This window comes from Rubrivivax rivuli (assembly GCF_004016505.1).
In the GTDB taxonomy this organism is placed as follows: Bacteria; Pseudomonadota; Gammaproteobacteria; order Burkholderiales; family Burkholderiaceae_C; genus Rubrivivax; species Rubrivivax rivuli.
Genome location: NZ_SACR01000002.1, coordinates 621,984 through 646,687, shown reverse-complemented (window position 1 = coordinate 646,687; position 24,704 = coordinate 621,984). Strand labels below are relative to the sequence as shown.

Genomic DNA, 24,704 nt, shown 5'->3' with positions numbered 1-24,704 from the left:
CTACAGCACCTTGGTGGCGAGGCGGAAATCCGGGTCTTCGGGGTAGGGCGCCACAGTGAAGCCCAGGCTGGCCATGAGCTTCAGCATGGGTGCGTTGTTGGTCAGGATCAGGCCCATCACCGCTGCCAGCCCCATGCGGCGCGCGGCCTCGATGATGGACAGCATCAGCCGCGTGCCCAGGCCGCGCCCGGCGAAGTCGTCGGCCACCAGCAGCGCGAACTCGCAGCTCGTCCCGTCGGGGTTCGTGACGATGCGGCTCACGCCGACGATGCGCTCGGTCTCGGTGCTGCTGCCGTCGGCTTCGGCGTGGCTGTCCTTCACCACCGCCACCAGGGCCATCTCGCGGTCGTAGTCGATCAGCGTGAAGCGCGCCAGCATGCGCAGGGGCAGTTCGGGCAGCGTGCTGGCAAAGCGGAAGTAGCGGCTCTCCGGCGAGAGGCCGCGCACCAGGGCCTGCAGCATCTGGGCGTCGTCGGGGTGGATGGGGCGGATGGTGTAGACCCCGCCGGGCGCCGTGGCAGCGTTTTCGCCCGGCGCCGGCTTGGCGCGCCAGGGCCACTCGCGCTCTTGCCCGGTGGGGTAGGGCACGATGGCCAGGTGCGCGAAGCTGCCCGGGTGGCTGGCCGCGTCTTCCACCACCACGCGCGCATCCACCGCCACCGCGCCGTGCTCGTCCACGATGATGGGGTTGATGTCCATCTCGCGCAGCTGCGGCAGCGCGCACACCATCTCGCTCACGCGCAGCAGCACGGCTTCCAGCGCGGCCAGGTTGGCGGGCGCTGCGCCACGCCAGGCGCCCAGCATCTCGGCCACGCGGGCGCGGTCGATCAGGCGCGACGCCAGAAACTGGTTCAGCGGTGGCAGCTCCATCGCGCGGTCGGCGATCAGCTCCACCATCGTGCCGCCGGCGCCGAAGGTGATGACGGGGCCGAAGGCCTCGTCGGTGGTCAGTCCCACGAAAACCTCGCGGCCGCGGCCCTGGCCCGGGCCCTGGCCGTTGCGGCGGCTGGCCATGGGCTGCACCGTCACGCCGTTGATGCGGGCGCCCGGCTGCGCGTGGGCCACGGCCTGCAGCATCTCGAGGTAGCGGTCGCGCACCTGGGTGGCGTTGTGCACGTTCAGCACCACGCCCTGCACGTCGCTCTTGTGCGTGATGTCGGGTGAATCGATCTTCAGCGCCACCGGGTAGCCCAGCTGGCTGGCGATCAGCATGGCCTCGTTGGCGCTGCGCGCGAGCATGGTGCGCGTGACGGGGATGTGGAAGGCCGCCAGCAGCGCCTTGCTCTCCATCTCGGTCAGCACCTGGCGGCGTTCGGCGAGCACGCCTTCGATGAGCAGGCGCGCGCCTTCGGTGTCGGGCTGCGCGCCATCGCCCAGCGGCGGCGGCGTCTGCTGCAGCAGCAGCTGGTTGCGGTAGAAGCTGGCGATGCTGTGGAAGGCGTCCACCGCGGCCTCGGGTGTGCGGAACACCGGCAGGCTGCGCGCGGCCAGCAGCTCGCGCGCGGCGCGCACGCGGGTCTCGCCCATCCAGCAGGCCAGCACCGGCTTGCTGGATGGCGAGAAAGCCGCGGCGATGTCGCGCGTGAGCGCGTCCACGTCCACGCCGGCCTTGGGCGCGTGGATGAGCAGCACGCCGTCGACATCGCGGCTGTCCACGCAGGTCTTCAGCGCCTGCACGTAGGCCGGGCCGTCGGCGTCCTCGCCCAGGTCGTGCACCGCGCCCACCTGCAGGCCCAGCGTGCCGGCCCAGTCGGCGGCCAGCACGGCGGGCCCGCCGCCGTTGGTGACGAGGGCCAGCGTCTGCCCCACCGGCCGAAAGCGCGAGGCCAGGCACTGCGCCGCGCTGAAGAGCTGCGTGAACTGCCGCACCCGCACCACGCCGGCACGGCGAAGGGCGGCGTCGAAGACATCGTCGCTGCCCACGATGGCCGCGCTGTGCGTCAGTGCCACCTTGCTGCCGGCGGCCTGGCGGCCGGCCTTCATCACCACCACCGGCTTCGAATAGGCCGCTGCGCGCAGCGCGCTCATGAAACGCCGCGCGTGGCGGATGCCTTCCATGTAGACCAGGATGCTCTGCGTGCTGCTGTCGCTCGTCAGGTAGTCCAGCACCTGCGGCAGCTCCACCGCGGTGTTGGGGCCCAGCGAGACGACGGTGGAAAAGCCCACGCCGTGCTGGCGGGCCCAGTCGAGCATGGCCGAGGTGAGCGCGCCCGATTGCGACACCAGCGCCAGCGGCCCCGGGGCCGCCAGCGGCCCCAGGCTGCTGGCGTTCAGGCCGATGGCCGGGCGCTGCAGGCCCAGGCTGTTGGGGCCGAGCAGGTTCACGCCGTGCTGCCGGGCGGTCTGGTGGAGCTGTGTGCAGATCGCGGCGTCGAGCCCCGTGGTCATCACCAGCGCGGCGCGGCAGCGGATGCGCCCGGCCACCTCCAGCGCGGCCACACACTGCGCCGCCGGCAGCGCGATGAGTGCCAGGTCGGCCCGGCTCTGCGCCAGATCGCCCAGCGTGCCGGTGGTGTTGATGTCCAGCCAGGTGACGGGGCCTTGGTAGCCACCCTCGGCCAGCGCCTGGCGCAGCGCACGCGCTTCCCGCGTGAGGGCCTCGGCGTCGGGGTCACCGGCGAAGACGATCAGCGAGCGCGGCTGGAACAGCGGGGTCAGGAAGTGGCGGTCCACGGGGCGGCGTCCTCGCGCAGGGGTCTGTCGGGTGGGGGCCGGGGAAGGCTGACGTGCAGCATAGGGCAGGCGAGGTGACGGCCCGCTGACAGCGCGTGGCACGATAGCGCGATGCCTGCCGCCGATCTGACCGCCATCGCCCTTCAGCACCTCACGCAGGCCCTGGCCGACCCGGTGCAGCTGGTGGCCCTGGTCTCGGCCGCGGTGGCCGGGGCGCTGGTGATCGTCAGCGCCTTCGTGCGCACCATGATCCCGCTGCGCTGGCTCGCCGTGGGCAGCAACGTCGGCTTCATCGTCTACGGCCTGGTGCACCCGAGCTGGCTGATGGTGGCCTTGCACGCGGTGCTGCTGCCGGTGAACCTGTTCCGCGTGGTGCAGATGGTGCGCCTGAGCCGCCGCGTGGCCGCTGCCACCACCGACCCGCGCCAGCTGGCCGTGTGGATGCGCCCCTACATGCGCAGCCGCCGCTACGCAGCCGGCCGCGTGATCTTCGAGCTGGGGCAGCGTGCCGACCGGCTGTACTTCCTGGCCGAAGGCGAGGTCGAGCTGCCCGAGGTGGGCCGCCGCCTGCAGCCCGGGCAGATGTTCGGCGAGATCGCCTTCTTCGCCCCCGGCCGCCAGCGCAGCAGCAGCGCGCGCTGCCTCACGGCGGCCACGGTGCTGAGCATCGACGAGGCCACCTTCCGTCAGCTGGTCTACCAGAACCCGGAATTCGGCCTGGAGATCGTGGGCCTGATCGCCGGCCGCCTGAGCCAGGACGTGCAGCGTCTGCAAGCCGCCGAAACAGGGGCCGCCGCGGGCCGTGCTGTGCTGGAAAACAAGTCGACCTGATTACACTGCGGCCGCCGGCGCGGGCTGCGCCACGCCTTCACTTTCTGCACAGGACCCCCATGAAGAAGTTCGCCCTGCTTGCCGCCCTGCTCTCGACCCTGGCCGTGGCCGGCACCGCGCACGCGGCCGACCCCAAGGTCAAGATGAACCTCATCGACCACAGCAACGCCAACCTCATCGCCCCCGATGTGGCCAAGGCCGTGATGGGCGAGGCGCTGCCGGCCAAGGTGTGGAAGATCCACCCCGCCAACCGCTACGCCTTCGTGGCCCAGGTGGAAGGCGGCATGAAGGGCAGCACCTGCGTGGTGGCCGCCCGGGTGATGCTGGTGCCGCTGACGGCCACGGCCAAGGCCGTGCTCTTCCGCCCGCTGGAAACCGCCACCGCCTACGACGCGCTGCCCAACAGCAGCACCGACGCGTGCAAGGCCCTGGCCAAGGACAAGCTGAAGGAAGCCACCAGCGCCGTGGCCTCCAGCATCGTCAAGAGTTAAGGGTCGCGGGGTACAGGCCCCGCTGCCGCGCCATCAGCCGCACCAGGCCGAAGAGCGCGTCGATGTTCGGCGTGGCCTGGCCCAGGTGGGCGCCGATCTCGCGCACCGCGCCGAGCAGCGCGTCCAGCTCCAGCGGCCGGCCGGCCTCGGCGTCCTGCAGCATCGAGGTCTTGAAGCTGCCGAGCTTGCGCGTCACCGCATGGCGCGCCTCGGGTGCCTGGTCGATGGGGATGCCGAAGGCCGCGCCGATGGCCTGCGCCTCGCGCATCACGGCGCTGCAGAAGCCGCGCACGAGGTCGTCGTCGAGGATGCGGTCGCAAGGCGCGCCCGTCAGCGCGGAGACCGGGTTCATGGTCATGTTGCCCCAGAGCTTGAACCAGACCTCGCGCTGAACCTGCGCTGAGCGCGTCACGTCGAAGCCGGCGCGCTCCAGAACGGTGGCAACGGCCTGCAGCGAAGCGCCATCGTCAGCGGCGGTGCCCGCTTCACCGATCACCAGCCCCTGGCCCATCACCGGCCGCACCTCGCCCGGCGCTGGTGCCGTGGCGCTGGCGTTCACCACGCCGCCCAGCACGCGCGCGGCGGGCAGCAGCGCGCGCACCGCGGCGCCCGGGTCCACGCTTTGCAGCACCAGCCCGCGACAGGGGCCAGGCAGCTCCTCGAAGAACCACCAGGGCACGCCGTTCATCGCCGCGAGCACGCGCGTGTGCAGGCCGCACAGCGCGGCCACGGCCGGCGCCACCGCGGGCAGGGCCGGGCCCTTCACGGCCACGATGACGAGGTCCTGCACGCCGAGCGCGGCCGGGTCGTCGCTGGCTGGTAGGGGTATGGCGGTGATGCCTTCCGGCCCGTGCACACGCAGGCCGTGCTGCCGCACCGCCGCCAGCGTGGCGCCGCGCGCCAGCGCCGAGAGCGTGACCTCGCCCGGCGGCAGGCGCTGGCCCAGCCGCGCCGCGAACAGGCCCCCGATGGCGCCCAGGCCGACGATGCAGACTTTCATGGCACAGGCACGCGTGGTGGTGGTGATGCGGGCCGAGTCTATGCGTGGCTGCGCGCCGGGCCTGCGGGGCGGGCAGCGGCGCGGCAGGGGCGGGCATCATCCGGCGCATGTCTGATGCCTTCCTGCCTGCCGCCATCTCGGGCTTCGTGCTCGGCCTGTCGCTCATCGTCGCCATCGGCGCACAGAACGCCTTCGTGCTGCGCCAGGGGCTGCGGCGCGAGCATGTCGGGCCCATCGTGGCGCTGTGCGCATGTTGCGACGCCGTGCTGATGGCGGCCGGCGTGGCGGGCCTGGCGCAACTGCTGGGCACGCGCCCGGGCCTGGCCACGGTGCTGACGCTGGGGGGGATGGTCTTCCTGGCGGCTTACGGGCTGATGGCGCTGAAGCGCGCGCTGCGCCCGGGCACGCTGCAGGCCGCGGCGGCCAGCGGTGCACCCACCCCGCTGCGCACCGTGCTGCTGCAGGCCCTGGGCTTCACGCTGCTGAACCCGCATGTCTACCTCGACACCGTGCTGCTGCTGGGCAGCCTGGGCGCGCAGCAGCCGGGTGCGGCGAAGGGCGCCTTCGTGGCCGCAGCGGCCACGGCCAGCCTGCTGTGGTTCACGGCACTGGGCTACGGCGCGCGCTGGCTCGCGCCGGTGTTCGCGCGGCCGCGGGCCTGGCAGGTGCTGGACGTGCTGATCGGCCTGACCATGCTGGTCTTGGCGGCAGGGCTGGGCTGGCGGCTGTGGACCGGCTCCTAGCGTGGCGTGCCGCCCCGTTGTGCACAGGGGCGGCTCCGGGAGGCGGGCCTCATGGCGCTGCAGCCAGGCCGTCGTCCGCGGCGTGGCGCCAGGCCAGGGTGCCGCATTCCTTCAGGAAGATCCGTTTCGGGGATGGCGACATGTCGCGCAGCTTCATGCCGAACTCGTTGCCCGAGACGCCCCTGAAGTGCGGCACGCCCAGCGCGGTGCCCACCGTCTGCACGCAGGTCTCGCCGATCACCTCTTGAATGGTGCATTCGCGGCGGGCAGCCACGGCCTGCTGGGTTTGCTTGAAATGGGCGATCTCGTCGTGCTTGGCCTGCAGTGATTGCTGCAGGGCCTGCTTTTCCTTGGCGAACCTTTCCATGGCCTTGAGCCCGGTCAGGTGCCTTTGCTGCATCTGGCGGAAGCTGCTCTCCTGCACCGGCGAGAGTGCCAGCTTGCCTGCACGCACCATCTCGGTCAGAGCCAGAAGCTTGCTGAATTCGGGGTCCGCGGCGAGTTTCTTCACTTCGGCGGACACGGCCTCGATCTTCTGCTCGATGTCGGCCACACCCGCCCACAGCGCAGCCAGCTTGCGCCGTCCTTCGGCGGCATCTGGCACCAGCACGGTCACCAGGGTGGGCTTGCCGCGGCGCACGTCGGAGGTCTGGATCTGCACCGACTGGGCCACCAAGGTGCAGCCCTGCGCCACGCCGACCCGCAGGCTGTTGGCGATGACCTCGCAATTGATGGCGTGGCCGATGACCACCTCATCGCCGATGAGCGTCGAGTTCTCGGCGTAATGCACGTCGATGCTGCCGCCCACGGCCTCGACGCCGGCGTTCAATGCACGGTGCTTGATGTGGATGCTGCCGCCCGTGCTCGTGGCCCGGCCGCCACTGAGGCTGTCAGCCAGCTCGATGCGCCCGGCCTTGGAGACCAGCGAGCCGTACACGGTGGAGGTGAACTTCATGTGCTTGCCTTCCACGACGCGGCCTTCCTGCACCTCGCCGTGTTCGACAAACTCATCCACCGAGAGGGTCAGATCCCCGGTGGTCTTGGCATTGATGCCGCTCTTGTTCTCGATCTTCTCGGTCACCGAGATCAGGTTGGAGCCGACATCGATCGAGATGAACCCGCTGGCCGCCGCGGTGATGAACTCGCCGTCGGGGCCGTTGTCGATGCGTGTCCCGGGCCCGGCCAGGGCCTCCAGGCTCAGGTCCTTGGGCAGGTCGGGCTCGATGAGTTCGCCCGTGACTCGAAAGCCCGGCTTGCCCAGTTGCCGGGGCACCTTCTTCATCATCCGCGTGCCCTTGGCGATCTGCGGAAAGCGATTCTTGAAGCGCCGCAGATCGGCCCGGCCCGAGGTGATCAAGGGCGAATCGTCGCGGTGCAGGCCCTCGAACTGCTCCAGCAGTTCGGCATCGCGCCCGGGCTGGGGCGCGAGTTCCAGCGCCACGGCCACGCGGTCCGCCTTATTGGCGGCGATGGCGTCCTGCACCGCCTGCACCTGGATGCCGAAGCGCACGCCCTTGGTCCACATGACGCAAATGAACTCGTCGATGTCCAGGCGGGCCGGCTCGAGGCGGCTGCGGTCGCGGTGGTCGAGGGCCGGCGTCTGGCCGGGCTGGGGTTCCGGCTCGGCCACTTCCAGGAACACGGGCTCGAACAGGTACTCGGCCCGCGCGCCCTGGTCGAGCACCCGCACCTCCTTGTAGAGCGAGCGCCGCTCGGGCGACAAACGCATGATGCCGGCCGCCAGCCGTATCTCGCGGGCAGGACTGCGGATCGACTCGGGCTGGTACAGCAGCGCCTGGAAGCTGGCGTGGTCGAGTTGGGTGAAGTAGGCGCCCTGCGCAAACAGCCGGTCCACGAAGACCATGAAGCTGTCATCCACGGGCATCTTGGCCACATCGAGCACGACACCCCGGGGGGTCTTGCGGATGAAGCTCGGCAATGGCGACAAGTCAGGGCTGGACCCCACGACCTCAGCGTGATCTGTCTGCTCAATCATGTCGCTTCAGCGTGCCCATCGTGAACATCCATCGAGCTTGGCTCGGTTCTCGGTCGGTGCCGGCCGGCCCAGATTTTCACTGCGGCGCCAGTCCAGCCCGGCGGCTGGGGCTGGCAACGGCGTGGCGCGCCGGCGCGGACATCCACCACCGTTGTCGGCCAACCGGCGCCTTTCTTCAGGGCGCACCGACCCGCCGCGTTCATTCAACCGTGACCGAGGTCGCCAGATTCCTCGTCTTGACCGCACCGCCCGCCAAAGACCGCGCGGCGCTGGGCGGGCGTCATCGCTTCCAGGGTGTCGATGTTGCGCTCGAAGATGGCCTCGGCCTCGGGGAAGGCGGCCACCGCGCGCTCGACGCTGTCTTCGCGCAGCAGGTGCAGCGTGGGGTGGGGCGCGCGGTTGCTGAGGTTGCCGGCATCGCCAGGCTCGGTGCCCTCGAACTGGAACTGCGGGTGGAAGCTGGCGATCTGGAGGTCGCCGTCCAGGCCCAGGTCTTCCAGCGCGCCCTCGGCGACGTCCAGAAAGTCGTTGAAATCGAGGAAATCAGGCAGGGCCTGCGGGCACACCAGCACCGTGGTGTCGGTGGTCTCGGCCGGCGTGGCGTGCAGGTGCTGCAGCTCGGCCACCAGGTCGGCCAGCAGTTCGCGGGGCTGCTTGGCGCTGCTTTCCACCCAGCGGATCTGGCCCTTGCTGTGCACGGCCTTGGCGAAGGGGCACAGGTTCAGGCCGATGACGGCCTGCTCCAGCCAGGCTTGGGTGTCCTGCAGCGCAGGGGAGGGGGTGGTCGAGATCAAGGCGGTGCCCGTGGTGGGTTCACGGCCGCACGGCGGGGCTTTCCATCGCCATGCCGGCGGCGCGCTGTTTCAGGTAGAGCTCGATCATCGTGTATTCGTCGCTGCCGTAGGCATAGGGCTCGGCGCGCACGCCGGTCATGCAGTTGCGCAGGCGGCGCTGCAGCGAGCCCAGGCCCTGCCACTCCAGCCGGTACAGCGGGTAGCCCGTGGGGTGGGCCTGCGGGATCAGCGCGCCGGCCAGGCGGCGGCCGGCATGATCGTCGTGGCACTGGGCGCAGGAGAAATCGAGCTGGCCGATGCGCTGGCGGTAGAGCGCCTCGCCCCGGGCCAAAAAGGGCTGCAGCGCCGGCGTGCGGTCGGGTGCGATGGGCAGGCCGCGCGACTGCAGCGCCACAAAGGCTTCCAGCGCGAGCAGGCCTTCGCTCTCGGGCGCCAGCGGCGGCGCCTTCACGTGGCGCACGCGGCACTGGTTGATGCGGCCGGCCAGCGTGAGCGGTTTGCCGAGCGTGGCGTCCCAGGCGGGGTGGCGGGCCGCGGCGCCGCGCAGGCTCATGGCCGGTGCGCTGCCGGCGCCGTGGCAGCTTGCGCAATCTGCCTGGAAGCGCTGCTCGCCGTCTTGCACCCACAGCATGGCCGGGTTGAGCGTGTCGTCGCGCTGCAGGGCCTGGGTGCTGGGTGCCATGTCGGCGAAGCCCGAGCGGCGAGGGTCGGCCGCCTGGGCAGTGCCGGCTGTCACCACCGCGAGCAGCAGGCCCACCCCGCCCAGCAAGGCAGCGCGGGCGAAGCTCATGCCACCGTGAGCGTGGCGGTTTCGCGCTGCGAGACGCCGTTGTCGCCTTCGATGCCGACCACCAGCGTGCCGCTGCGCGTGGCGCGAAGCGGGAAGGCGAGGAAAGGGTTGGCGGTGATGGCCGGGAAGAGATCGGCCGCGAACACCAGCTCGCCCTCGAAACGCGCCTCGATGCGCCGCAGGATGTTGCGCGGCACCGTGCGGCCGCCAGCATCGGGGCGGAAGCCGGTCTCCATGGGGTGCTGCAGGAGCAGCCGCACCTCCACCACCTCGCCAGGGCGGGCCGTGGCGGGCAGGCGGAGCAGGGCGCGCACGTTGCTCATTCGCCCTCCAGGCAGGCAGCGAGTGCCACCGTCACGGCCACGCGGTGCTGCCAGCAGCTGCCGTCGTTCATCTGCGCGATGGCGATGACGTGCTGGCTGCTGGCCATGCGCATGCGCGTGCCCACCTGCGCGCGGCCGCTGGCCGGGCCCAGGTGGAACACGGCCACCTCGGGTTGCGGGTTCAGCTCGGTCAAAAGCGCAATGCGCCTGACGTGCTGCTCGGCCGTCATGGGGCTTTGCACGCTCACGCTCACCGGTACGGTGTTGCCGTTCTCCACCACCGCGTCCACGGCCAAGGTCACGCGGCCGGTCTGCAGCGGGGCGCCGCCGGTGAAACGTTCGATGGCGGCCTGCAGCGCGGGCGAAGTGGCCGCGTGCGCAGACCAGGGCCGCAGCAGCACGGTCAGCGCGCCCGCACCGCCGGCGGCCAAGAGCGTGCGGCGATCGGTGCTCATTGCAGGGTCTCGAGAAAAGCCACCACATCCTCCACTTGCTGCGCCGTCAGCACCGGTTTGCCCTGCCACGCCGCGCCCACGCGCTGCTCGGCCGTGGCTGGCGGCAGGCGGTGGAAGCTGGGCATCACGCTGGCCGGGTTCAGGTGCCTGGCATCGGCCACACGCAGCCGCAGTTGCGCCGCGCTGTAGCGGCGGCCCACGCCGGCCAGGTTCGTCGACAGGTTGCCCTGCGCGCGCTCGGCCGGCGTGCGGTCGAAAGGCCCGCTGTGGCACAGCAGGCACAGGCCCTGGGTGCGGTCGACCACGAGGGCGCGGCCGGCAGCGGCGTTGCCGGGCGTGGCAGTCAGGGGCTGCGGGATGCCATCGCCCACCACCGTGAACGTGGTGACCGCCCCCGCCAAGGCCAACGCCGCCATGCCCGGCATCACGCGCCCTGTGCCTCAGGCCTGCTGCAGCTGCTGCTTGATGGGCAGCTCGCGGATGCGCTTGCCGGTGGCCGCGAAGATGGCGTTCAGCACTGCCGGTGCCGCCACCGCGATGGTGGGCTCGCCCACACCGCCCCAGAAGCCGCCCGAGGGCATGACGATGGTTTCCACCTTGGGCATCTCGGCGATGCGCATCGACGGATAGGTGTCGAAGTTGCGCTGCTCGATGCGGCCGTCCTTCACCGTGCACTCTTCGTAGAGCATGGCGCTCAGGCCGTAGACGAAGCTGCCTTCCACCTGCGCCTCGATCTGCTGCGGGTTCACCGCGTAGCCGCAGTCGGTGGCCGCCACGATGCGGTGGATCTTGAGCTGCCCCTTGGGGCCCACCGAGACCTCGGCGCAGGCCGCCACGTAGCTGCCGAAGCCGTGCGTCACGCACAGGCCACGGTGCACCTTCTGGCCGTTGATGTCGGCCGCGGGCTTGTCCCAGCCCACGCGCTCGGCCACCGCGTTCAGCACCGCCAGGTGCTTGGGATGGTTGGCCATCAGCTTGCGGCGCAGGGCCAGCGGATCCTGGTTGGTGGCCTGGGCCACCTCGTCCAGGAAGCACTCCAGGTAGAAGGCGTTCTGGTTCAGGTTCACGCCGCGCCAGAAGCCGGGCGGCACGTGCGGGTTGCGCATCGCGTGGTCCACCAGCAGGGCCGGGAAGGTGTAGCCGATCATGGCCTCGCCGCCGCCGTTGTTCAGCCCCTGGAACATCACCGGGTCGCGCCCCTCGCGGATGTTCTGCGGCGCCACGCCGGCCAGGATGCTCTGGCCGCTGATGCGCATGTGCAGCCCGGTGATGTTGCCCTGCGCGTCCAGCCCGGCCGTGAGCTTGGCCTGGGTGATGGGGTGGTAGCGGCCCTGGGTCATGTCTTCTTCGCGCGACCACAGCAGCTTCACCGGCGTGCCGGGCATCTGCTTGGCGATCAGCACGGCCTGGGTGATCCAGTCCTGCACCGCGCCGCGGCGGCCGAAGCCGCCACCGAGGTCGATCTTGTAGACCTCGCATTGCGCCGCCGGCAGGCCCGCGGCCAGCGCCGCGGCCGAGAGCGAGGCCTCGCCGTTCTGCGTGGGCGTCCAGACCTCGCAGCGCTCGGGCGTCCACTTGGCCGTGGCGTTCATCGGCTCCATCGTGGCGTGGTTCTGGTGCGGGTAGGCGTACACCGCCTCCACCTTGCGCACGGCGCCGGCCAGCGCGGCCTTCACGTCGCCGTTGCTGTTGCCCACCACGGCCTGCGGGGCGTCCAGGCCGGCCTTCAGCACCGCGTTGAAGTCGGCCTGCTGGGCGTTGGCATGCGCGCCGAAATCCCACTGCACCGGCAGCGCATCCAGCGCCTTCTTCGCGCGCCACCAGGTGTCGGCCACCACGGCCACGGCGTTGTCGCCCACGGCCAGCACCTTCTTCACGCCGGGCATCTTCTCCACGGCGGCCGCGTCATAGCCCTTGAGCTTCCCGCCGAACACCGGGCAGGCGTTGATGGCGGCGTTCAGCATGCCGGGCAGTTGCAGGTCGGCGCCGAAGACCTTCTTGCCGTTGACCTTGTCCACCGTGTCCAGGCGCGCCATGCGCTGGCCGATGAGCTTCCAGTCCTTGGGGTCCTTCAGCGGGATGTCGGCGGCGGCCGGCGGCGTGAGCTTCGCGGCGGCGGCGGCCACCTGGCCGTAGCTCACCTTGCGGCGGCTGGCGGCGTGGGTGATCACGCCCTTGCTCACGGTGCACTCGGCAGCCGGCACCTGCCAGCCGTCGGCGGCAGCCTGCACCAGCATCATGCGTGCGCTGGCGCCGCCCTTGCGCACGTACTCGTGGCTGGTGCGGATGCCGCGGCTGCCGCCGGTGCCGAAGTCGCCCCAGGGGCGCTTACGGGCCAGGCTCTGGCCCGGCGTGGGGTATTCGGTGGTGACCTTGGACCAGTCGCATTCCAGCTCTTCGGCCACCATCTGCGCCAGGCCGGTGAGCGTGCCCTGGCCCATCTCGCTGCGCGCGATGCGGATGATCACCTTGTCATCGGGCTGGATCACCACCCAGGCGTTGATCTCGGGCGTTTGCCCCTGCGCCGTGGCGCTGGTGGGGAAGCCGAAGACGAAGCCCCCGGTGACGGCGGCCGTGGCCGCGGCGCCGGTGCCCAGGAACTGGCGGCGGTTCAATGTGGCGGCCTTCATGCGACGCTCCGGGTGACGTGCACGATGTCCAGGCCCGCGGTCTTGGTGACCCCGGCGGCTTCCTTGATGGCCGCGCGCACGCGGTTGAAAGTGCCGCAGCGGCAGATGTTGGTGATCTCGGCGTCGATGTCGGCGTCGGTGGGCTTGGGCTTCTTCTTCAGCAGCGCGGCGGCCGCCATGATCATGCCGCTCTGGCAGTAGCCGCACTGCGGCACGTCGTTGTTGACCCACGCCTTCTGCAGCGCGTTCAGGCCCTTGGGCGAGAGGCCCTCGATGGTGATGACCTTCTGGCTGGGCTGCACCGCCGAGACCGGCATCACGCAGCTGCGCACCGGGTTGCCGTCGATGTGCACCGTGCAAGAGCCGCACTGGGCGACGCCGCAGCCGTACTTGGTGCCCGTCAGGCCCAGATGTTCACGCAGCACCCACAGCAGCGGGGTGTCGGGTTCGGCGGGGTGCTGTCGCACCTGGCCATTGACGTTCAGACGCGTCATCGGGTGTCTCCTGGCGGTGGCTGTTAGAGACGCCGATGATGGCCGGTGTGAACCACCCCCGAGTTCAGTCGGGATTGCGCTTCAGTGCAAGTTGTCCTTGCCGTCCTTGCGCTGTTGAAAGCGGTCGGGCCGGTAGACGTTGCCCTCGCGCTCCACCTGCGCAGCCCGGCGGGCGCGCTCGATGAGGGCTTCGGCCTCCTCGCGGGCCTGCCGCGGGTCGGGCTGCCGGGGCGGCGCCGGCGCGCGCCGGGCGGCACTCGCACGCCGCCACCAGGCTTGCACGCGGTGGCGCAGCCCCTGCGTGCGCGCCGGGCCGAGCCACATGCCGCCCCACACGAGCGCGCAGAACACCAGCCCCAAGACCGCGAAAACCTGATCAGCCATGCCCGGAATCTAGCGCGCCTGCGGCCGCAGCGCGCGGTGCCGGGGCCGCGAATCTGCGGCGCATCTGGCACCGGCCCGCTCTTGGAGGGATGGCCGCCGGCCCCCGCCTTCCGCTATGGTGCGGGCTTCGCGCGCGCGAAGCGGGGCCGGTCCGGCACCCGCGCGCTGCGCCGGCTGCCGCACCATGCCCCTGCCTCTGCCCGCCACCGCACGTCCGCTGCCCGCCCGGCTCTGGCTGGGCGCCTGCGCCTTGTTGCTGCTCGCCGCGGCCCTGCCCGCCGAGGCCGCCCGCCTGGCCCTGGTGGTGGGCAACGACCGCTACCAGCACGTCACCCCCCTGCGCAACGCGCGCAACGACGCGCAGTCGCTGGCGCAGGAACTGCAGGCCGCCGGCTTCCAGGTCACCACCGTGCTCGACGGCACGCGCGAGCAGATGCACGACCAGATCGACGGCTTCCTGCGCCGCATCGAGAAGGGTGACGAGGTGGTGTTCTTTTTCAGCGGCCACGGTTCGCAGCCGCCGCAGCTGGGGCCCTACCTGCTGCCGGTGGACATCAAGGTGACGGGCGAGCGCGCCATCCAGCGCGACGGCCTCTCGCTGGAACAGTTGGTGGACGATCTCAACCAGCGCGCGCGCTTCTCGCTGATCATCGTCGACGCCTGCCGCGACGACCCCTTCCGCGCCACCACGGCAGGGCGTTCGCTGCCGCCGGGTTCGTCGCTCTCGCGCATCGAGCCGCCCAAGGGCTCGATGATCATCATGGCGGCCTCCAAGGGCCAGCAGGCGCTGGACCGCCTGGGCGACAGCGACCCGGTGCCCAACGGCCTGTTCACGCGCGAGCTGATCAAGCAGATGCGCAACGTGGGCGTGTCGGCGGCCGAGATGCTCAAGCGCGTGCGCAGCAGCGTGGAGACCAAGGCCTCGGCCGTGAACCACCAGCAGCGGCCCTCGCTGGTGGACGAGAGCTCCACCGATTTCTTCTTCTACCCGCCCAAGCCCGGCAGCGCCGTGGCCACGCCCGGGCCGGTGCAGCCGGCCACCCTGCCTGCAGCGGCGCTGGCACCTGCCGCGCAGCCCGTGCCGCGGCAGGGTGGCACGCCCGAGGCGGCGGCGCCCGCCCCGGCGCCTGCCACGCCGGCCAACGCGCTGCAGGCCGAGTTCGAGCTCTGGGATCGCGCCGCCAACAGCAAGCGCCGCGAAGACTACGAGGCCTACCTGCGCGCCTACCCCAAGGGCCGCTACGCCGAACGCGTGCGCGAGGCGCTGAAGCAGTTGCCCTGAAGGCGGCCGAGTGCCCCGCCGGGGCGCTCAGGCCAGGTGCTCCGTCAGCAGGGTCGACAGCATCGGCAGCGCCTGCTCCAGCAGCGGCCCGCGCGGGCGCTGCGCCGAGGTGGCCAGCCAGAGCGTGGCCGCCAGTTCGGTGGCCGCCGCGCCGCGCCGTGCGGGCAGTTGCACCGGGCGCGCGCGCAGTTCGTTTTCGCGCCCGCTGGCTCGGATGGCGTTCAGCGACAGCACGGCGTGCAGCGGGTGGCGCTGCACCAGGTCCAGGATGGCCGGCACGCTTTCGATCTCCAGCCCCACGCGGGGTTTGAGGCCTGCCTCGGCCATCACCGTCTCCAGGCGCATGCGGATGGCATGCGGGCGGCTCGGGATGGCGAGCTCGCGGGTGGCCAGCGTGGCCAGGTCGAGCGGGCGCGCCACCAGCTCGGCCCCAGCCTCGCGCGGGGTGCGCGCCGAGACGAGATAAAGCGGTTCTTCCAGCACCGGCAGCAGTTCGAAGGCCGCCGCTGGCGTGGCGTTGTAGACCACGGCGCAATCGATGCGGCCCTGGGCCAGCCATTCCAGCGTGTAGGTGGTGAGGCCCTCCACCACGGTGAGCGTGGCGCGCGGAAAGCGCTCGCGGAACAGCTCCACCAGCGGCGCCGTGAGCGTACGGCTGACGCTGGGCGGCAGGCCGATGCTCAGCAGCCCGGCGGCCATGCCGCGGTGTTCTTCCAGGTCTTGCCGGGCGCGCTCCAGCTGCTGCAGGATGCCGCGGCCGTGGCCGAGAAGGCGCGTGCCGGCCGGCGTGAGCGTGACCCCGCGGCCGTTGCGCTCGAAGAGGGCCTGGCGAAGCTCGACCTCCAGCGCGCGCACCTGGCGGCTGAGCGCCGGCTGTGCCACGCGCAGCACGCTGGCCGCGCGTGTGAAGCTGCCCAGCTCGGCCACCTGCACGAAGGTCTGCAGCTGTTTGAAATCCATGCGGCAATGGTATGCCGAAACGGCCTAGCAGCTAGTGTCGCCATGCGGTTGCAACATGGGCGGTCCGGTCGAAGAATGCGGGGCATCCGAGGCCCTGGCCCCTGTCCATTCCTCCACCCTGCGCGCATGAACACCCCGGCCTCCCCGCTCACCGGCATCTCTTCGATGGCCACGCGCCACCTGCTGGCCGAACTGGCCGAGCGCTGCGTGGCCCAGGGCGGCCCGCGCGTGGTGTTCGAGAGCGTGGGCGGCGTCGACGCCGCCCGCCGTGTGGCCGCCGGTGAACACTTCGACCTGGTGGTGCTGGCGTCGGATGCCATCGACACCTTGCTCGCCGCCGGGCAGGTGCGCGGCCCGCGCCTGGACCTGGTGCGCTCGGCCATGGTGGTGGCGGTGCCGGCCGGTGCGCCGCACCCGCCCCTGCACGACGAAGCCGCGCTGCGCGACGCCGTGGCCGCCGCGCCCAGCATCGGCTACAGCACCGGGCCCAGCGGCAAGCACCTGCTGGCGCTGGTGGCACGCTGGGGCCTGCAAGACAGCCTGGCCGGCCGCCTGGTGCTGGCCCCGCCCGGCGTGCCCGTGGCCACGCTGGTGGCCAGCGGGCAGGCGGCGATGGGTTTCCAGCAACTGCCCGAGTTCGCCGGCCAGCCCGGCATCGAGGTGGTGGGCGAGTTGCCGGCCGGCGCCGCGCAAACCACTGTCTTCAGCGCCGCGCTGGGCCTGCAGGCCGCCCCGGCCGCGGTGGTGGCGCTGGCGCACTTCATGCACCCGGCCACGGCCGCCCTCAAGCGCCATCACGGCTTGAGCGCCGCAGGCTGACAACCCGACGGAGACACCGTTCATGATCATCGACATCCACGGCCACTACACCACCGCGCCCAAGGCGCTGGAAAACTGGCGCAACGCGCAGATCGCCGGCATCAAGGACCCCGCGTCCATGCCGCGTGTGGCCGATCTCAAGATCAGCGACGACGAGCTGCGCGAGACCATCGAGCTCAACCAGCTGGCCAAGATGCGCGAGCGCGGCAGCGACCTCACCATCTTCAGCCCGCGTGCCAGCTTCATGGCCCACCACATCGGCGATTTCCAGGTCAGCAGCACCTGGGCCGCCATCTGCAACGAGCTTTGCTACCGCGTCAGCCAGCTCTTCCCGCAGCACTTCATCCCCGCGGCCATGCTGCCGCAGAGCCCGGGCGTGGACCCGGCCACCTGCATCCCCGAGCTGGTGAAGTGCGTCGAGCAGTTCGGCAACGTGGCGCTGAACCTCAACCCCGACCCGAGCGGCGGCCACTGGACCAGCCCGCCTTTGACCGACCGCCACTGGTACCCCATCTACGAGAAGATGGTGGAGTACGGCATTCCGGCCATGGTGCACGTCAGCACCAGCTGCAACGCGTGTTTCCACACCACCGGCGCGCACTACATCAACGCCGACACCACGGCCTTCATGCAGCTGCTGCAGGGCGACCTGTTCAAGGATTTCCCGACGCTGAAGTTCATCATCCCGCACGGCGGCGGCGCCGCGCCCTACCACTGGGGGCGTTACCGCGGCCTGGCCCAAGAGCTGAAGAAGCCGCTGCTGAGCGAACACCTGCTGAACAACGTGTTCTTCGACACCTGCGTTTACCACCAGCCGGGCATCGACCTGCTGACCAAGGTGATCCCGGTGGCGAACATCCTCTTCGCCAGCGAAATGATCGGCGCGGTGCGCGGCATCGACCCCGAGACCGGCTTCAACTACGACGACACCAAGCGCTACATCGAGGCCAGCACGCAGCTCAGCGCGGCCGAGAAACACGCCATCTACGAAGGCAACGCGCGCCGTGTCTACCCGCGGCTGGACGCCGCCCTGAAAGCCCAAGGACTCTGACCATGTACGAACTCGGCGTCGTCTACCGCAACATCACGCGCACCCCGGCGCACATCGCCGACCAGCTGGCGCACTTCGGCAGCGCCACGGTGCACGAGGCCATGGGCCGCGTGGGCCTGCTGCACACCGGCATGCGGCCCATCTACAGCGGCGCGCAGGTCAGCGGCACCGCCGTCACCGTGCTGCTGCACCCGGGTGACAACTGGATGATGCATGTGGTGGCCGAGCAGATACAGCCCGGCGACATCGTCATCGCAGCCATCACCGCGCCTTGCACCGATGGCTATTTCGGCGACCTGCTGGCCACGTCCTTCCAGGCCCGCGGCGCGCGTGCGCTGGTCATCGACGCCGGCGTGCGCGACGTGAAGACGCTCACCGAGATGCGCTTCCCGGTGTGGAGCAAGGCCATCAGCGCCAAGGGCACGATCAAGGCCACCCTGGGCAGCGTGAACATCCCCGTGGTGTGCGCCGGCGCGCTGGTGCACCCGGGCGACGTGGTGGTGGCCGACGACGACGGCGTGGTGTGCGTGCCGCGCGCCATGGCCGAAGCCACGCTGGCCGCCGCCACGAAGCGCGAGGCCAACGAAGGCGAGAAGCGCGCGAAGCTGGCCGCGGGCGTGCTGGGCCTGGACATGTACAAGATGCGCGAGCCGCTGGCCCAGGCCGGCCTGCGCTACATCGACTGAAGGCGCGACTGTGCGCATCGGCCTCATCGGTTATGGCGAAGTCGGCCGCATCCTGGCGGAAGACCTGGGTGCCGCCGGCCACCGGCTGCAGGCCCACGACCTGAAGCTCGCCGGCGCGGGCGCTGCGCCGCTGCGCGCCCATGCCGCGGCACACGGCGTGGTGCTGGCGGCCACGCACGCGGAAGCCGTGCGCGGTGCCGAGTTGGTCGTCAGCGCAGTCACCGCCAGCCAGGCCGTGGCCGTGGCCGAAGCCTGCGCTGCGGGCCTGGCCCCCGGTGGCTTTTTTCTCGACTTCAACAGCGCCAGCCCCGGCGCCAAGATCCAGGCCTCGCAGTGGGTCAACGCGGCCGGCGGCCGGTATGTGGAAGGCGCGGTGATGACCAGCGTGCCGCCCTACCGCCTGAAGGTGCCGCTGCTGCTGGGCGGGCCCGACGCGGCGGCGCTGAAGCCGCTGCTGGACACCTTGGGTTTTGCCGCCCAGGTGCACAGCGAACAGCTCGGCGTGGCCAGTGCCACCAAGATGTGCCGCAGCGTGATGATCAAGGGCCTGGAGGCCATGGTCATCGAGAGCTTCACCGCCGCGCGCCACCACGGCGTGGAAGACGCGGTGATCGCTTCGCTGCAGGAAACCTTCCCCGGCATCGACTGGGAGAAGCAGGCCAGCTACTTCTTCCAGCGCGTCATCGAACACGGCCGCCGCCGCAGCGAAGAGGTGCGCGAGGTGGCCGTCACCGTGCGTGAAGCCGGCCTCGTGCCGCACAGCGCGGCGGGCACGGCCGAGCGCCAGGCGCACATCGCCGATCTCGCCGACGCCGGCGTGTTCGGCACCCGCGGTGAACCGGGTTTTGCGCGCGGCGCCGACTGGCGTGTGGAAGCCGACCGCCTGCTGGCGGCCGTCAACAAGGACAAGACATGAAGACCCAGGTTGTCATCATCGGCAGCGGCCCCGCGGGCCTGTTGCTTTCGGAGATCCTGCACCGCCACGGCATCGAGAGCCTGGTGCTGGAACGCCAGACGCGCGAGTACGTGCTCTCGCGCATCCGCGCCGGTGTGCTGGAAAGCACCACGGTGGACGTGCTGCGCGCCAACGGCCTGAGCGAACGCATGGACCGCGAAGGCCACCCGCACGACGGCATGCGCATCGCGTGGGCCGGGCGCGACAGCTTCCTGGTGGACACCGCCAGCACCCTGGGCCGGCGCTTCATGGTCTACGGCCAGACGGCCATCCAGGAAGACCTCTACGCCGCCGCCGACCGCCGCGGCCAGACCGTGCTGACCGAAGTGCAGGACGTGGTGCTGCACGAGTTCGACGGCCGCCCGGGCGCCAAGCCCTACGTCACCTACACGCGCCATGGCCAGGCCGGGCGCGTGGACTGCGAGTTCATCGCCGGCTGCGATGGCTTCCATGGCGTGAGCCGACGCAGCATCCCCGAGAGCGTGCGCAAGGAGTACGAGAAGGTCTACCCCTTCGGCTGGCTGGGCGTGATGGCGCGCGTGAAGCCGCTGCCCGACATCACCTACGTCAACCACCCGCAAGGTTTTGCGCTGGCGAGTTATCGGAACAGCCAGCTCTCGCGCTACTACATCCAGGTGCCGGTGGACGACAAGGTGGAGGCCTGGTCCGACGACCGTTTCTGGAGCGAACTGACGGCGCGTTTCCCGGCCGAGATGGCCGAGATGATCGAAACCGGGCCCACCATCGAGAAGAGCATCGCGCCGCTGCGCAGCTTCGTCAGCGAGCCCATGCGTTATGGCGCCCTCTACCTGTGTGGTGATGCGGCGCACATCGTGCCGCCCACCGGCGCCAAGGGCCTGAACCTGGCGGTGAGCGATGTGTTCTACCTCTCGCGGGCGCTTGCCAGCTGGTACGGCCAGGGCAAGGACGAACTGCTCAACAACTACAGCGCGATGGCGCTGCGCCGCGTGTGGAGCAGCGTGCGCACCAGCTGGTACCTCACGACGCTGCTGCACCGCTTCCCGCACTTCAGCGATTTCGACCAGAAGGCGCAGGAGCACGAGCTCGATTACCTGAAGAACTCGCGGTTTGCACAAGCCGCGCTGGCCGAGCAGTACGCTGGCCTTCCCTTCGAGATGGTGAGCTGAAACCATGGTGCAGAACGTCTTCGAGAAGACCCCCGGCTGGCTGGATTGGTACGCCGGCCCATCGAAACCCCGCTTCCAGCTGCCGCCGGGCGCGGTGGACGCGCACTGCCACGTCTTCGGCCCCGGTGCCGAGTTCCCCTACGCGCCCGAACGCAAGTACACGCCCTGCGATGCCAGCAAGGCGCAGCTGTTCGCGCTGCGCGACCACCTGGGTTTTGCACGTAACGTCATCGTGCAGGCCACCTGCCACGGCGCCGACAACCGTGCCATGGCCGACGCCTGCGCCAGCAGTGGCGGCAAGGCGCGCGGCGTGGCCACGGTCAAGCGCAGCGTGACGGACCGGGAACTCGAAGCCCTGCACAACGACGGCGTGCGCGGCGTGCGCTTCAACTTCGTCAAGCGCCTGGTCGACTTCACGCCGAAAGACGAACTGATGGAGATCGCCGGGCGCATCAAGTCTTTGGGCTGGCACGTCGTCATCTATTTCGAGGCGGTGGACCTGCCCGAGCTGTGGGACTTCTTCACCGCGCTGCCCACCACCGTGGTGGTGGACCACATGGGCCGCCCTGACGTGAGCCTGCCGGTGGACGGCCCGCAGTTCGCGCTGTTCCAGCGGTTCATGCGTGAGCATGAAAACGTGTGGAGCAAGGTCAGCTGCCCTGAGCGCCTGAGCGTGGCCGGCCCGCGCGCCTTGAACGGCGAGCAGGCCGCCTACCGTGACGTGGTGCCCTTCGCCCGCCGCATCGTCGAGAGCTTCCACGACCGCGTGCTCTGGGGCACCGACTGGCCGCATCCCAACCTGAAGGACCACATGCCCGACGACGGCTTGCTGGTCGACTTCATCCCGCACATCGCCGTGACGGCAGAACTGCAGCAGCAGCTGCTCGTCACCAACCCGATGCGCCTCTATTGGCCGGAGGAAACCGCATGAGCCTCGACAAGCCGTACCTCGACATCCCTGGCACCACCATCTTCGACGCCGAGCAAAGCCGCAAGGGCTACCACCTCAACCAGTTCTGCATGAGCCTGATGAAGGCCGAGAACCGCAAGCGCTTCAAGGCCGATGAGCGGGCCTATCTCGACGAGTGGCCGATGACGGAAGACCAGAAACTGGCCGTGCTGGCGCGCGACCTGAACCGCTGCATCGCACTGGGCGGCAACATCTACTTCCTGGCCAAGATCGGCGCCACCGACGGCCGCAGCTTCCAGCAGATGGCCGGCAGCATGACAGGCATGAGCGAAGACGAGTACCGCGCCATGATGGTGGCCGGCGGCCGCGACCCGATGTGGGGAAGGAACTGACATGGCCCGCATCACCGCCTCGGTCTACACCAGCCACGTGCCCGCCATCGGCGCGGCGCTGGACCTCGGCAAGACGGCCGAGCCTTACTGGCAGCCGCTGTTCCAGGGCTACGAGTACAGCAAAGCCTGGCTGCAGGACAACCAGCCCGACGTGATCTTCCTGGTCTACAACGATCACGCCACGGCCTTCAGCCTGGACCTCATTCCCACCTTTGCCATCGGCACCGCAGCGGCTTACCAGCCCGCCGACGAAGGCTGGGGCCCGCGGCCCGTGCCCACCGTGATCGGCCACCCCGAATTGGCCAGCCACATCGCGCACAGCGTGATCCAGGACGACTTCGACCTCACCATCGTGAACAAGATGGATGTCGACCATGGGCTCACCGTGCCGCTGTCCTTGATGTGCGGGCAGCCGCAGGCCTGGCCCTGCCCGGTGATCCCCTTCGCCGTGAACGTGGTGCAGTACCCCGTGCCCAGCGGCCGGCGCTGCTTCAACCTGGGCCGCGCCATCCGCAAGGCCGTGGAGAGCTACGACCAAGACCTGAAGGTGCAGATCTGGGGCACCGGTGGCATGAGCCACCAGCTGCAGGGCCCGCGCGCCGGGCTCATCAACCGCGAGTGGGACAACCGCTTCCTCGACCGCCTGATCAGCGAACCCGAAGCCCTGTCCCAGGTCTCGCACATCGACTACGTGCGCGAGGCCGGCAGCGAGGGCATCGAACTCGTGATGTGGCTGATTGCGCGCGGTGCCATGAGCGACAGCGCGCCGCTGGTGAAGCACCGCTTCTACCATGTGCCCGCCAGCAACACGGCCGTGGGCCATCTGATCCTGGAGAACACATGACCATCAAAGTTGCCCTCGCCGGTGCCGGCGCCTTCGGCCTGAAGCACCTGGACGCGATGAAGCTGATTCCCGACGTCGAGGTGGTGTCGCTGATCAGCCGCGACCTCGCCAAGACGCAGGAAGTGGCCAGCAAGTACGGCATCCCGCACGTCACCACCAAGCTGGAAGACAGCCTGGCCATTGCGGAAGTGGACGCCGTCATCCTCGTCACGCCCACGCAGATGCACGCCAGCCAGACCCTGGCCTGCCTGGAGGCCGGCAAACACGTGCAGGTGGAGATTCCGCTGTGCGACGCGCTGAAGGACGGCCAGGCCGTGGTGCAGCGCGCGAAAGAGACCGGCAAGGTGGCCATGTGCGGCCACACGCGCCGCTTCAACCCCAGCCACCAGTGGGTGCGCCAGCGCATCGTGAAGGACGAGTTCCACATCCAGCAGATGGACGTGCAGACCTACTTCTTCCGCCGCACGAACATGAACGCGCTGGGCCAGCCGCGCAGCTGGACCGACCACCTGCTGTGGCACCACGCCGCACACACGGTGGACCTCTTCGCCTACCAGGCGCGCAGCCCCATCGTGCAGGCCAACGCGTTGCAGGGCCCCATCCACCCGACGCTGGGCATCGCGATGGACATGAGCATCCAGCTCAAGGCCGCCAACGGCGCGATCTGCACGCTGAGCTTGAGCTTCAACAACGAAGGGCCGCTGGGCACCTTCTTCCGCTACATCGGCGACACCGGCACCTACATCGCGCGCTACGACGATCTCTTCAACGGCAAGGAGGAGAAGATCGATGTCAGCCAGGTCGATGTGTCGATGAACGGCATCGAGCTGCAGGACCGCGAGTTCTTCGCGGCCATCCGCGAGGGCCGCGAGCCCAACGCCAGCGTGGCGCAGGTGCTGCCCTGCTACGAGGTGCTGCACCGGCTGGAGCAGCAGCTGAACCCGGCCTGAACCTCGGCGCATGAAGACGCGACGCATCGGCCCGTTTGAAGTGGCCGCCCTTGGCCTGGGCTGCATGAACCTGAGCCACGCCTACGGCACGCCGCCCGAGCCCGCGGCCGCCGAGGCCCTGCTGCTGCAGGCGCTGGACGCGGGCATCACGCTCTTCGACACCGCGGCGCTCTATGGCTTCGGCGCGAATGAATCGCTGGTGGGCCGTGTGCTCCAGGCTCACCGCAGCCGCATCGTGCTGTGCAGCAAGGGTGGCATGACGGGTCAACCGGTCGGCGCCGGCGGCGCGCTGCAGCGCGTGATCGACGGCCGGCCGGCTTCGATCCAGCGCGACTGCGAAGACAGCCTGCGCCGCCTGGGCACCGAGGTCATCGATGTCTACTACCTGCACCGCTGGGACAAGAGCGTGCCCATCGAAGACAGCGTGGGTGCGATGGCGCGGCTGGTCGAGCAGGGCAAGGTGCGCGCCCTGGGCCTGAGCGAGGTGGGCGCCGCCACGCTGAAGCGCGCGCAGGCCGTGCACCCGATTGCCGCGCTGCAGACCGAGTACTCGCTGTGGACGCGCAATCCCGAGATCGCCGTGCTGCAGGCCTGCGCCGACAGCGGCACCGCTTTCGTCGCCTTCAGCCCGGTGGGGCGCGGTTTCTTGTGCGGCGCGCCGCTGGATGCGGCGGCCTTCGCGCCCAAGGACATCCGCCGCGCCATGCCGCGCTTCGAGCCGGCGCACGCCGCCGCCAACGCGGCGCTGCTGCCCGCCCTGGCCGGGCTGGCCGCACAGGCCGGCTGCACGCCGGCGCAGCTGGCCCTGGCCTGGCTGCTGGCGCGGGGCGAGCACGTCATCCCCATCCCCGGCACCACGCAGGCCGCGCACCTGCAGGAGAACCTGGGCGCGTTGGCCCTCACCGTGCCGCCGGCCGTGATGGCGGCGCTGGACGCGCTGTTCGCGCCGGGCCGCATCAGCGGCGCGCGTTACAACGCGCAGAACGAAGCGGAAGTCGACACCGAACGATTTGCGGCCTGAGCGCGCCGGCTCTCGAAATCCTGGCCGGCGGGCCTTAGAGTCGAAGGGCACAGTTTCTGTGTGCCCTTCGGCTTCATGCCCG

26 protein-coding genes are annotated in these 24,704 nt (G+C 70.2%); 14 read left to right on the top strand and 12 right to left on the bottom strand.

Features of this window, described 5'->3' with window-relative positions:
• Window positions 1-2,673: a bifunctional acetate--CoA ligase family protein/GNAT family N-acetyltransferase gene (locus EOE66_RS07475; protein WP_128228026.1), complete on the bottom strand. Its 2,673-nt coding sequence runs from the start codon at window positions 2,671-2,673 to the stop codon at window positions 1-3.
• A 111-nt stretch (window positions 2,674-2,784) separates the two neighbouring features.
• Between EOE66_RS07475 and EOE66_RS07470 the strand changes: the two genes are divergently transcribed.
• Together EOE66_RS07470 and EOE66_RS07465 are read left to right on the top strand one after the other, a co-directional pair.
• Complete coding sequence (locus EOE66_RS07470; protein WP_128228025.1) at window positions 2,785-3,504, top strand: Crp/Fnr family transcriptional regulator; 720 nt, start codon at window positions 2,785-2,787, stop codon at window positions 3,502-3,504.
• Window positions 3,505-3,563: 59 nt separating this feature from the next.
• The gene (locus EOE66_RS07465) at window positions 3,564-3,995 is read left to right on the top strand and encodes a hypothetical protein (protein ID WP_128228024.1); all 432 of its coding nucleotides are present in this window, start codon (window positions 3,564-3,566) and stop codon (window positions 3,993-3,995) included.
• On the opposite strand, the gene EOE66_RS07460 is transcribed toward EOE66_RS07465, so the two are convergent.
• Entirely contained in the window at window positions 3,985-4,995 is a 1,011-nt protein-coding gene (locus EOE66_RS07460) for a 2-dehydropantoate 2-reductase (protein WP_128228023.1), read from the bottom strand. The genes EOE66_RS07465 and EOE66_RS07460 overlap by 11 nt on opposite strands.
• A gap of 107 nt (window positions 4,996-5,102) precedes the next feature.
• On the opposite strand from EOE66_RS07460, the gene EOE66_RS07455 reads away from it, so the two are divergent.
• Window positions 5,103-5,738, top strand: coding sequence for a LysE/ArgO family amino acid transporter (locus EOE66_RS07455; protein ID WP_128228022.1), 636 nt, complete (start codon window positions 5,103-5,105; stop codon window positions 5,736-5,738).
• A gap of 49 nt (window positions 5,739-5,787) precedes the next feature.
• On the opposite strand, the gene EOE66_RS07450 is transcribed toward EOE66_RS07455, so the two are convergent.
• From EOE66_RS07450 to EOE66_RS07410, 9 genes are all read right to left on the bottom strand, one after another.
• Complete coding sequence (locus EOE66_RS07450; protein ID WP_164885022.1) at window positions 5,788-7,686, bottom strand: flagellar assembly protein A; 1,899 nt, start codon at window positions 7,684-7,686, stop codon at window positions 5,788-5,790.
• Window positions 7,687-7,937: 251 nt separating this feature from the next.
• Window positions 7,938-8,525 carry a DUF1415 domain-containing protein gene (locus tag EOE66_RS07445; protein ID WP_128228295.1) on the bottom strand — a complete coding sequence of 196 codons (588 nt, stop codon included), beginning with the start codon at window positions 8,523-8,525 and terminating at the stop codon, window positions 7,938-7,940.
• 22 nt (window positions 8,526-8,547) lie between these two features.
• Window positions 8,548-9,318: a sulfur oxidation c-type cytochrome SoxA gene (gene soxA / locus EOE66_RS07440; RefSeq protein ID WP_128228020.1), complete on the bottom strand. Its 771-nt coding sequence runs from the start codon at window positions 9,316-9,318 to the stop codon at window positions 8,548-8,550.
• A complete protein-coding gene (soxZ, locus tag EOE66_RS07435) occupies window positions 9,315-9,641 on the bottom strand; it encodes a thiosulfate oxidation carrier complex protein SoxZ (protein WP_128228019.1) in 327 nt (108 codons plus the stop codon). Before soxZ ends, soxA begins: the two co-directional genes overlap by 4 nt.
• Window positions 9,638-10,096, bottom strand: coding sequence for a SoxY-related AACIE arm protein (locus EOE66_RS07430; protein ID WP_128228018.1), 459 nt, complete (start codon window positions 10,094-10,096; stop codon window positions 9,638-9,640). The genes soxZ and EOE66_RS07430 overlap by 4 nt, the downstream gene beginning before the upstream one ends.
• Window positions 10,093-10,521, bottom strand: a complete 429-nt coding sequence (gene soxX, locus EOE66_RS07425; protein ID WP_128228017.1) for a sulfur oxidation c-type cytochrome SoxX — start codon at window positions 10,519-10,521, stop codon at window positions 10,093-10,095. Before soxX ends, EOE66_RS07430 begins: the two co-directional genes overlap by 4 nt.
• A 15-nt stretch (window positions 10,522-10,536) precedes the next feature.
• The gene (locus EOE66_RS07420; protein ID WP_128228016.1) at window positions 10,537-12,726 is read right to left on the bottom strand and encodes a xanthine dehydrogenase family protein molybdopterin-binding subunit; all 2,190 of its coding nucleotides are present in this window, start codon (window positions 12,724-12,726) and stop codon (window positions 10,537-10,539) included.
• On the bottom strand, window positions 12,723-13,220 hold the full coding sequence (locus EOE66_RS07415; RefSeq protein ID WP_128228015.1) for a (2Fe-2S)-binding protein: 498 nt from the start codon (window positions 13,218-13,220) through the stop codon (window positions 12,723-12,725). The genes EOE66_RS07420 and EOE66_RS07415 overlap by 4 nt, the downstream gene beginning before the upstream one ends.
• 81 nt (window positions 13,221-13,301) lie before the next feature.
• Entirely contained in the window at window positions 13,302-13,604 is a 303-nt protein-coding gene (locus EOE66_RS07410; RefSeq protein ID WP_128228014.1) for a hypothetical protein, read from the bottom strand.
• Between the two features lie 184 nt (window positions 13,605-13,788).
• Here EOE66_RS07410 and EOE66_RS07405 point away from each other — a divergent pair, with 184 nt between their 5' ends.
• Window positions 13,789-14,886, top strand: a complete 1,098-nt coding sequence (locus EOE66_RS07405; protein WP_164885021.1) for a caspase family protein — start codon at window positions 13,789-13,791, stop codon at window positions 14,884-14,886.
• A 27-nt stretch (window positions 14,887-14,913) separates the two neighbouring features.
• Here EOE66_RS07405 and EOE66_RS07400 read toward each other — a convergent pair whose 3' ends face one another.
• Complete coding sequence (locus EOE66_RS07400; protein WP_128228012.1) at window positions 14,914-15,846, bottom strand: LysR family transcriptional regulator; 933 nt, start codon at window positions 15,844-15,846, stop codon at window positions 14,914-14,916.
• 126 nt (window positions 15,847-15,972) lie between these two features.
• Here EOE66_RS07400 and EOE66_RS07395 point away from each other — a divergent pair, with 126 nt between their 5' ends.
• Genes EOE66_RS07395 through EOE66_RS07350 form a run of 10 tightly spaced genes read left to right on the top strand, consistent with a single transcriptional unit; the run spans window position 15,973 to window position 24,622 of the window.
• Complete coding sequence (locus EOE66_RS07395; RefSeq protein ID WP_128228011.1) at window positions 15,973-16,665, top strand: substrate-binding domain-containing protein; 693 nt, start codon at window positions 15,973-15,975, stop codon at window positions 16,663-16,665.
• 22 nt (window positions 16,666-16,687) lie between these two features.
• Entirely contained in the window at window positions 16,688-17,716 is a 1,029-nt protein-coding gene (locus tag EOE66_RS07390; RefSeq protein WP_128228010.1) for an amidohydrolase family protein, read from the top strand.
• 2 nt (window positions 17,717-17,718) lie between these two features.
• Window positions 17,719-18,402, top strand: coding sequence for a 4-carboxy-4-hydroxy-2-oxoadipate aldolase/oxaloacetate decarboxylase (gene ligK, locus EOE66_RS07385; protein WP_128228009.1), 684 nt, complete (start codon window positions 17,719-17,721; stop codon window positions 18,400-18,402).
• Between the two features lie 10 nt (window positions 18,403-18,412).
• Window positions 18,413-19,318 carry an NAD(P)-dependent oxidoreductase gene (locus EOE66_RS07380; protein ID WP_128228008.1) on the top strand — a complete coding sequence of 302 codons (906 nt, stop codon included), beginning with the start codon at window positions 18,413-18,415 and terminating at the stop codon, window positions 19,316-19,318.
• A complete protein-coding gene (pobA, locus tag EOE66_RS07375) occupies window positions 19,315-20,505 on the top strand; it encodes a 4-hydroxybenzoate 3-monooxygenase (protein ID WP_128228007.1) in 1,191 nt (396 codons plus the stop codon). Before EOE66_RS07380 ends, pobA begins: the two co-directional genes overlap by 4 nt.
• A gap of 4 nt (window positions 20,506-20,509) precedes the next feature.
• Window positions 20,510-21,436, top strand: a complete 927-nt coding sequence (locus EOE66_RS07370) for an amidohydrolase family protein (RefSeq protein ID WP_128228006.1) — start codon at window positions 20,510-20,512, stop codon at window positions 21,434-21,436.
• Window positions 21,433-21,807 carry a protocatechuate 4,5-dioxygenase subunit alpha gene (ligA, locus tag EOE66_RS07365; RefSeq protein WP_128228005.1) on the top strand — a complete coding sequence of 125 codons (375 nt, stop codon included), beginning with the start codon at window positions 21,433-21,435 and terminating at the stop codon, window positions 21,805-21,807. Before EOE66_RS07370 ends, ligA begins: the two co-directional genes overlap by 4 nt.
• Window position 21,808: 1 nt before the next feature.
• The gene (locus EOE66_RS07360) at window positions 21,809-22,651 is read left to right on the top strand and encodes a class III extradiol dioxygenase subunit beta (protein ID WP_128228004.1); all 843 of its coding nucleotides are present in this window, start codon (window positions 21,809-21,811) and stop codon (window positions 22,649-22,651) included.
• Window positions 22,648-23,601, top strand: a complete 954-nt coding sequence (locus EOE66_RS07355; RefSeq protein ID WP_128228003.1) for a Gfo/Idh/MocA family oxidoreductase — start codon at window positions 22,648-22,650, stop codon at window positions 23,599-23,601. Before EOE66_RS07360 ends, EOE66_RS07355 begins: the two co-directional genes overlap by 4 nt.
• A 10-nt stretch (window positions 23,602-23,611) precedes the next feature.
• Window positions 23,612-24,622, top strand: coding sequence for an aldo/keto reductase (locus tag EOE66_RS07350; RefSeq protein ID WP_128228002.1), 1,011 nt, complete (start codon window positions 23,612-23,614; stop codon window positions 24,620-24,622).
• Window positions 24,623-24,704: the final 82 nt, after the last annotated feature.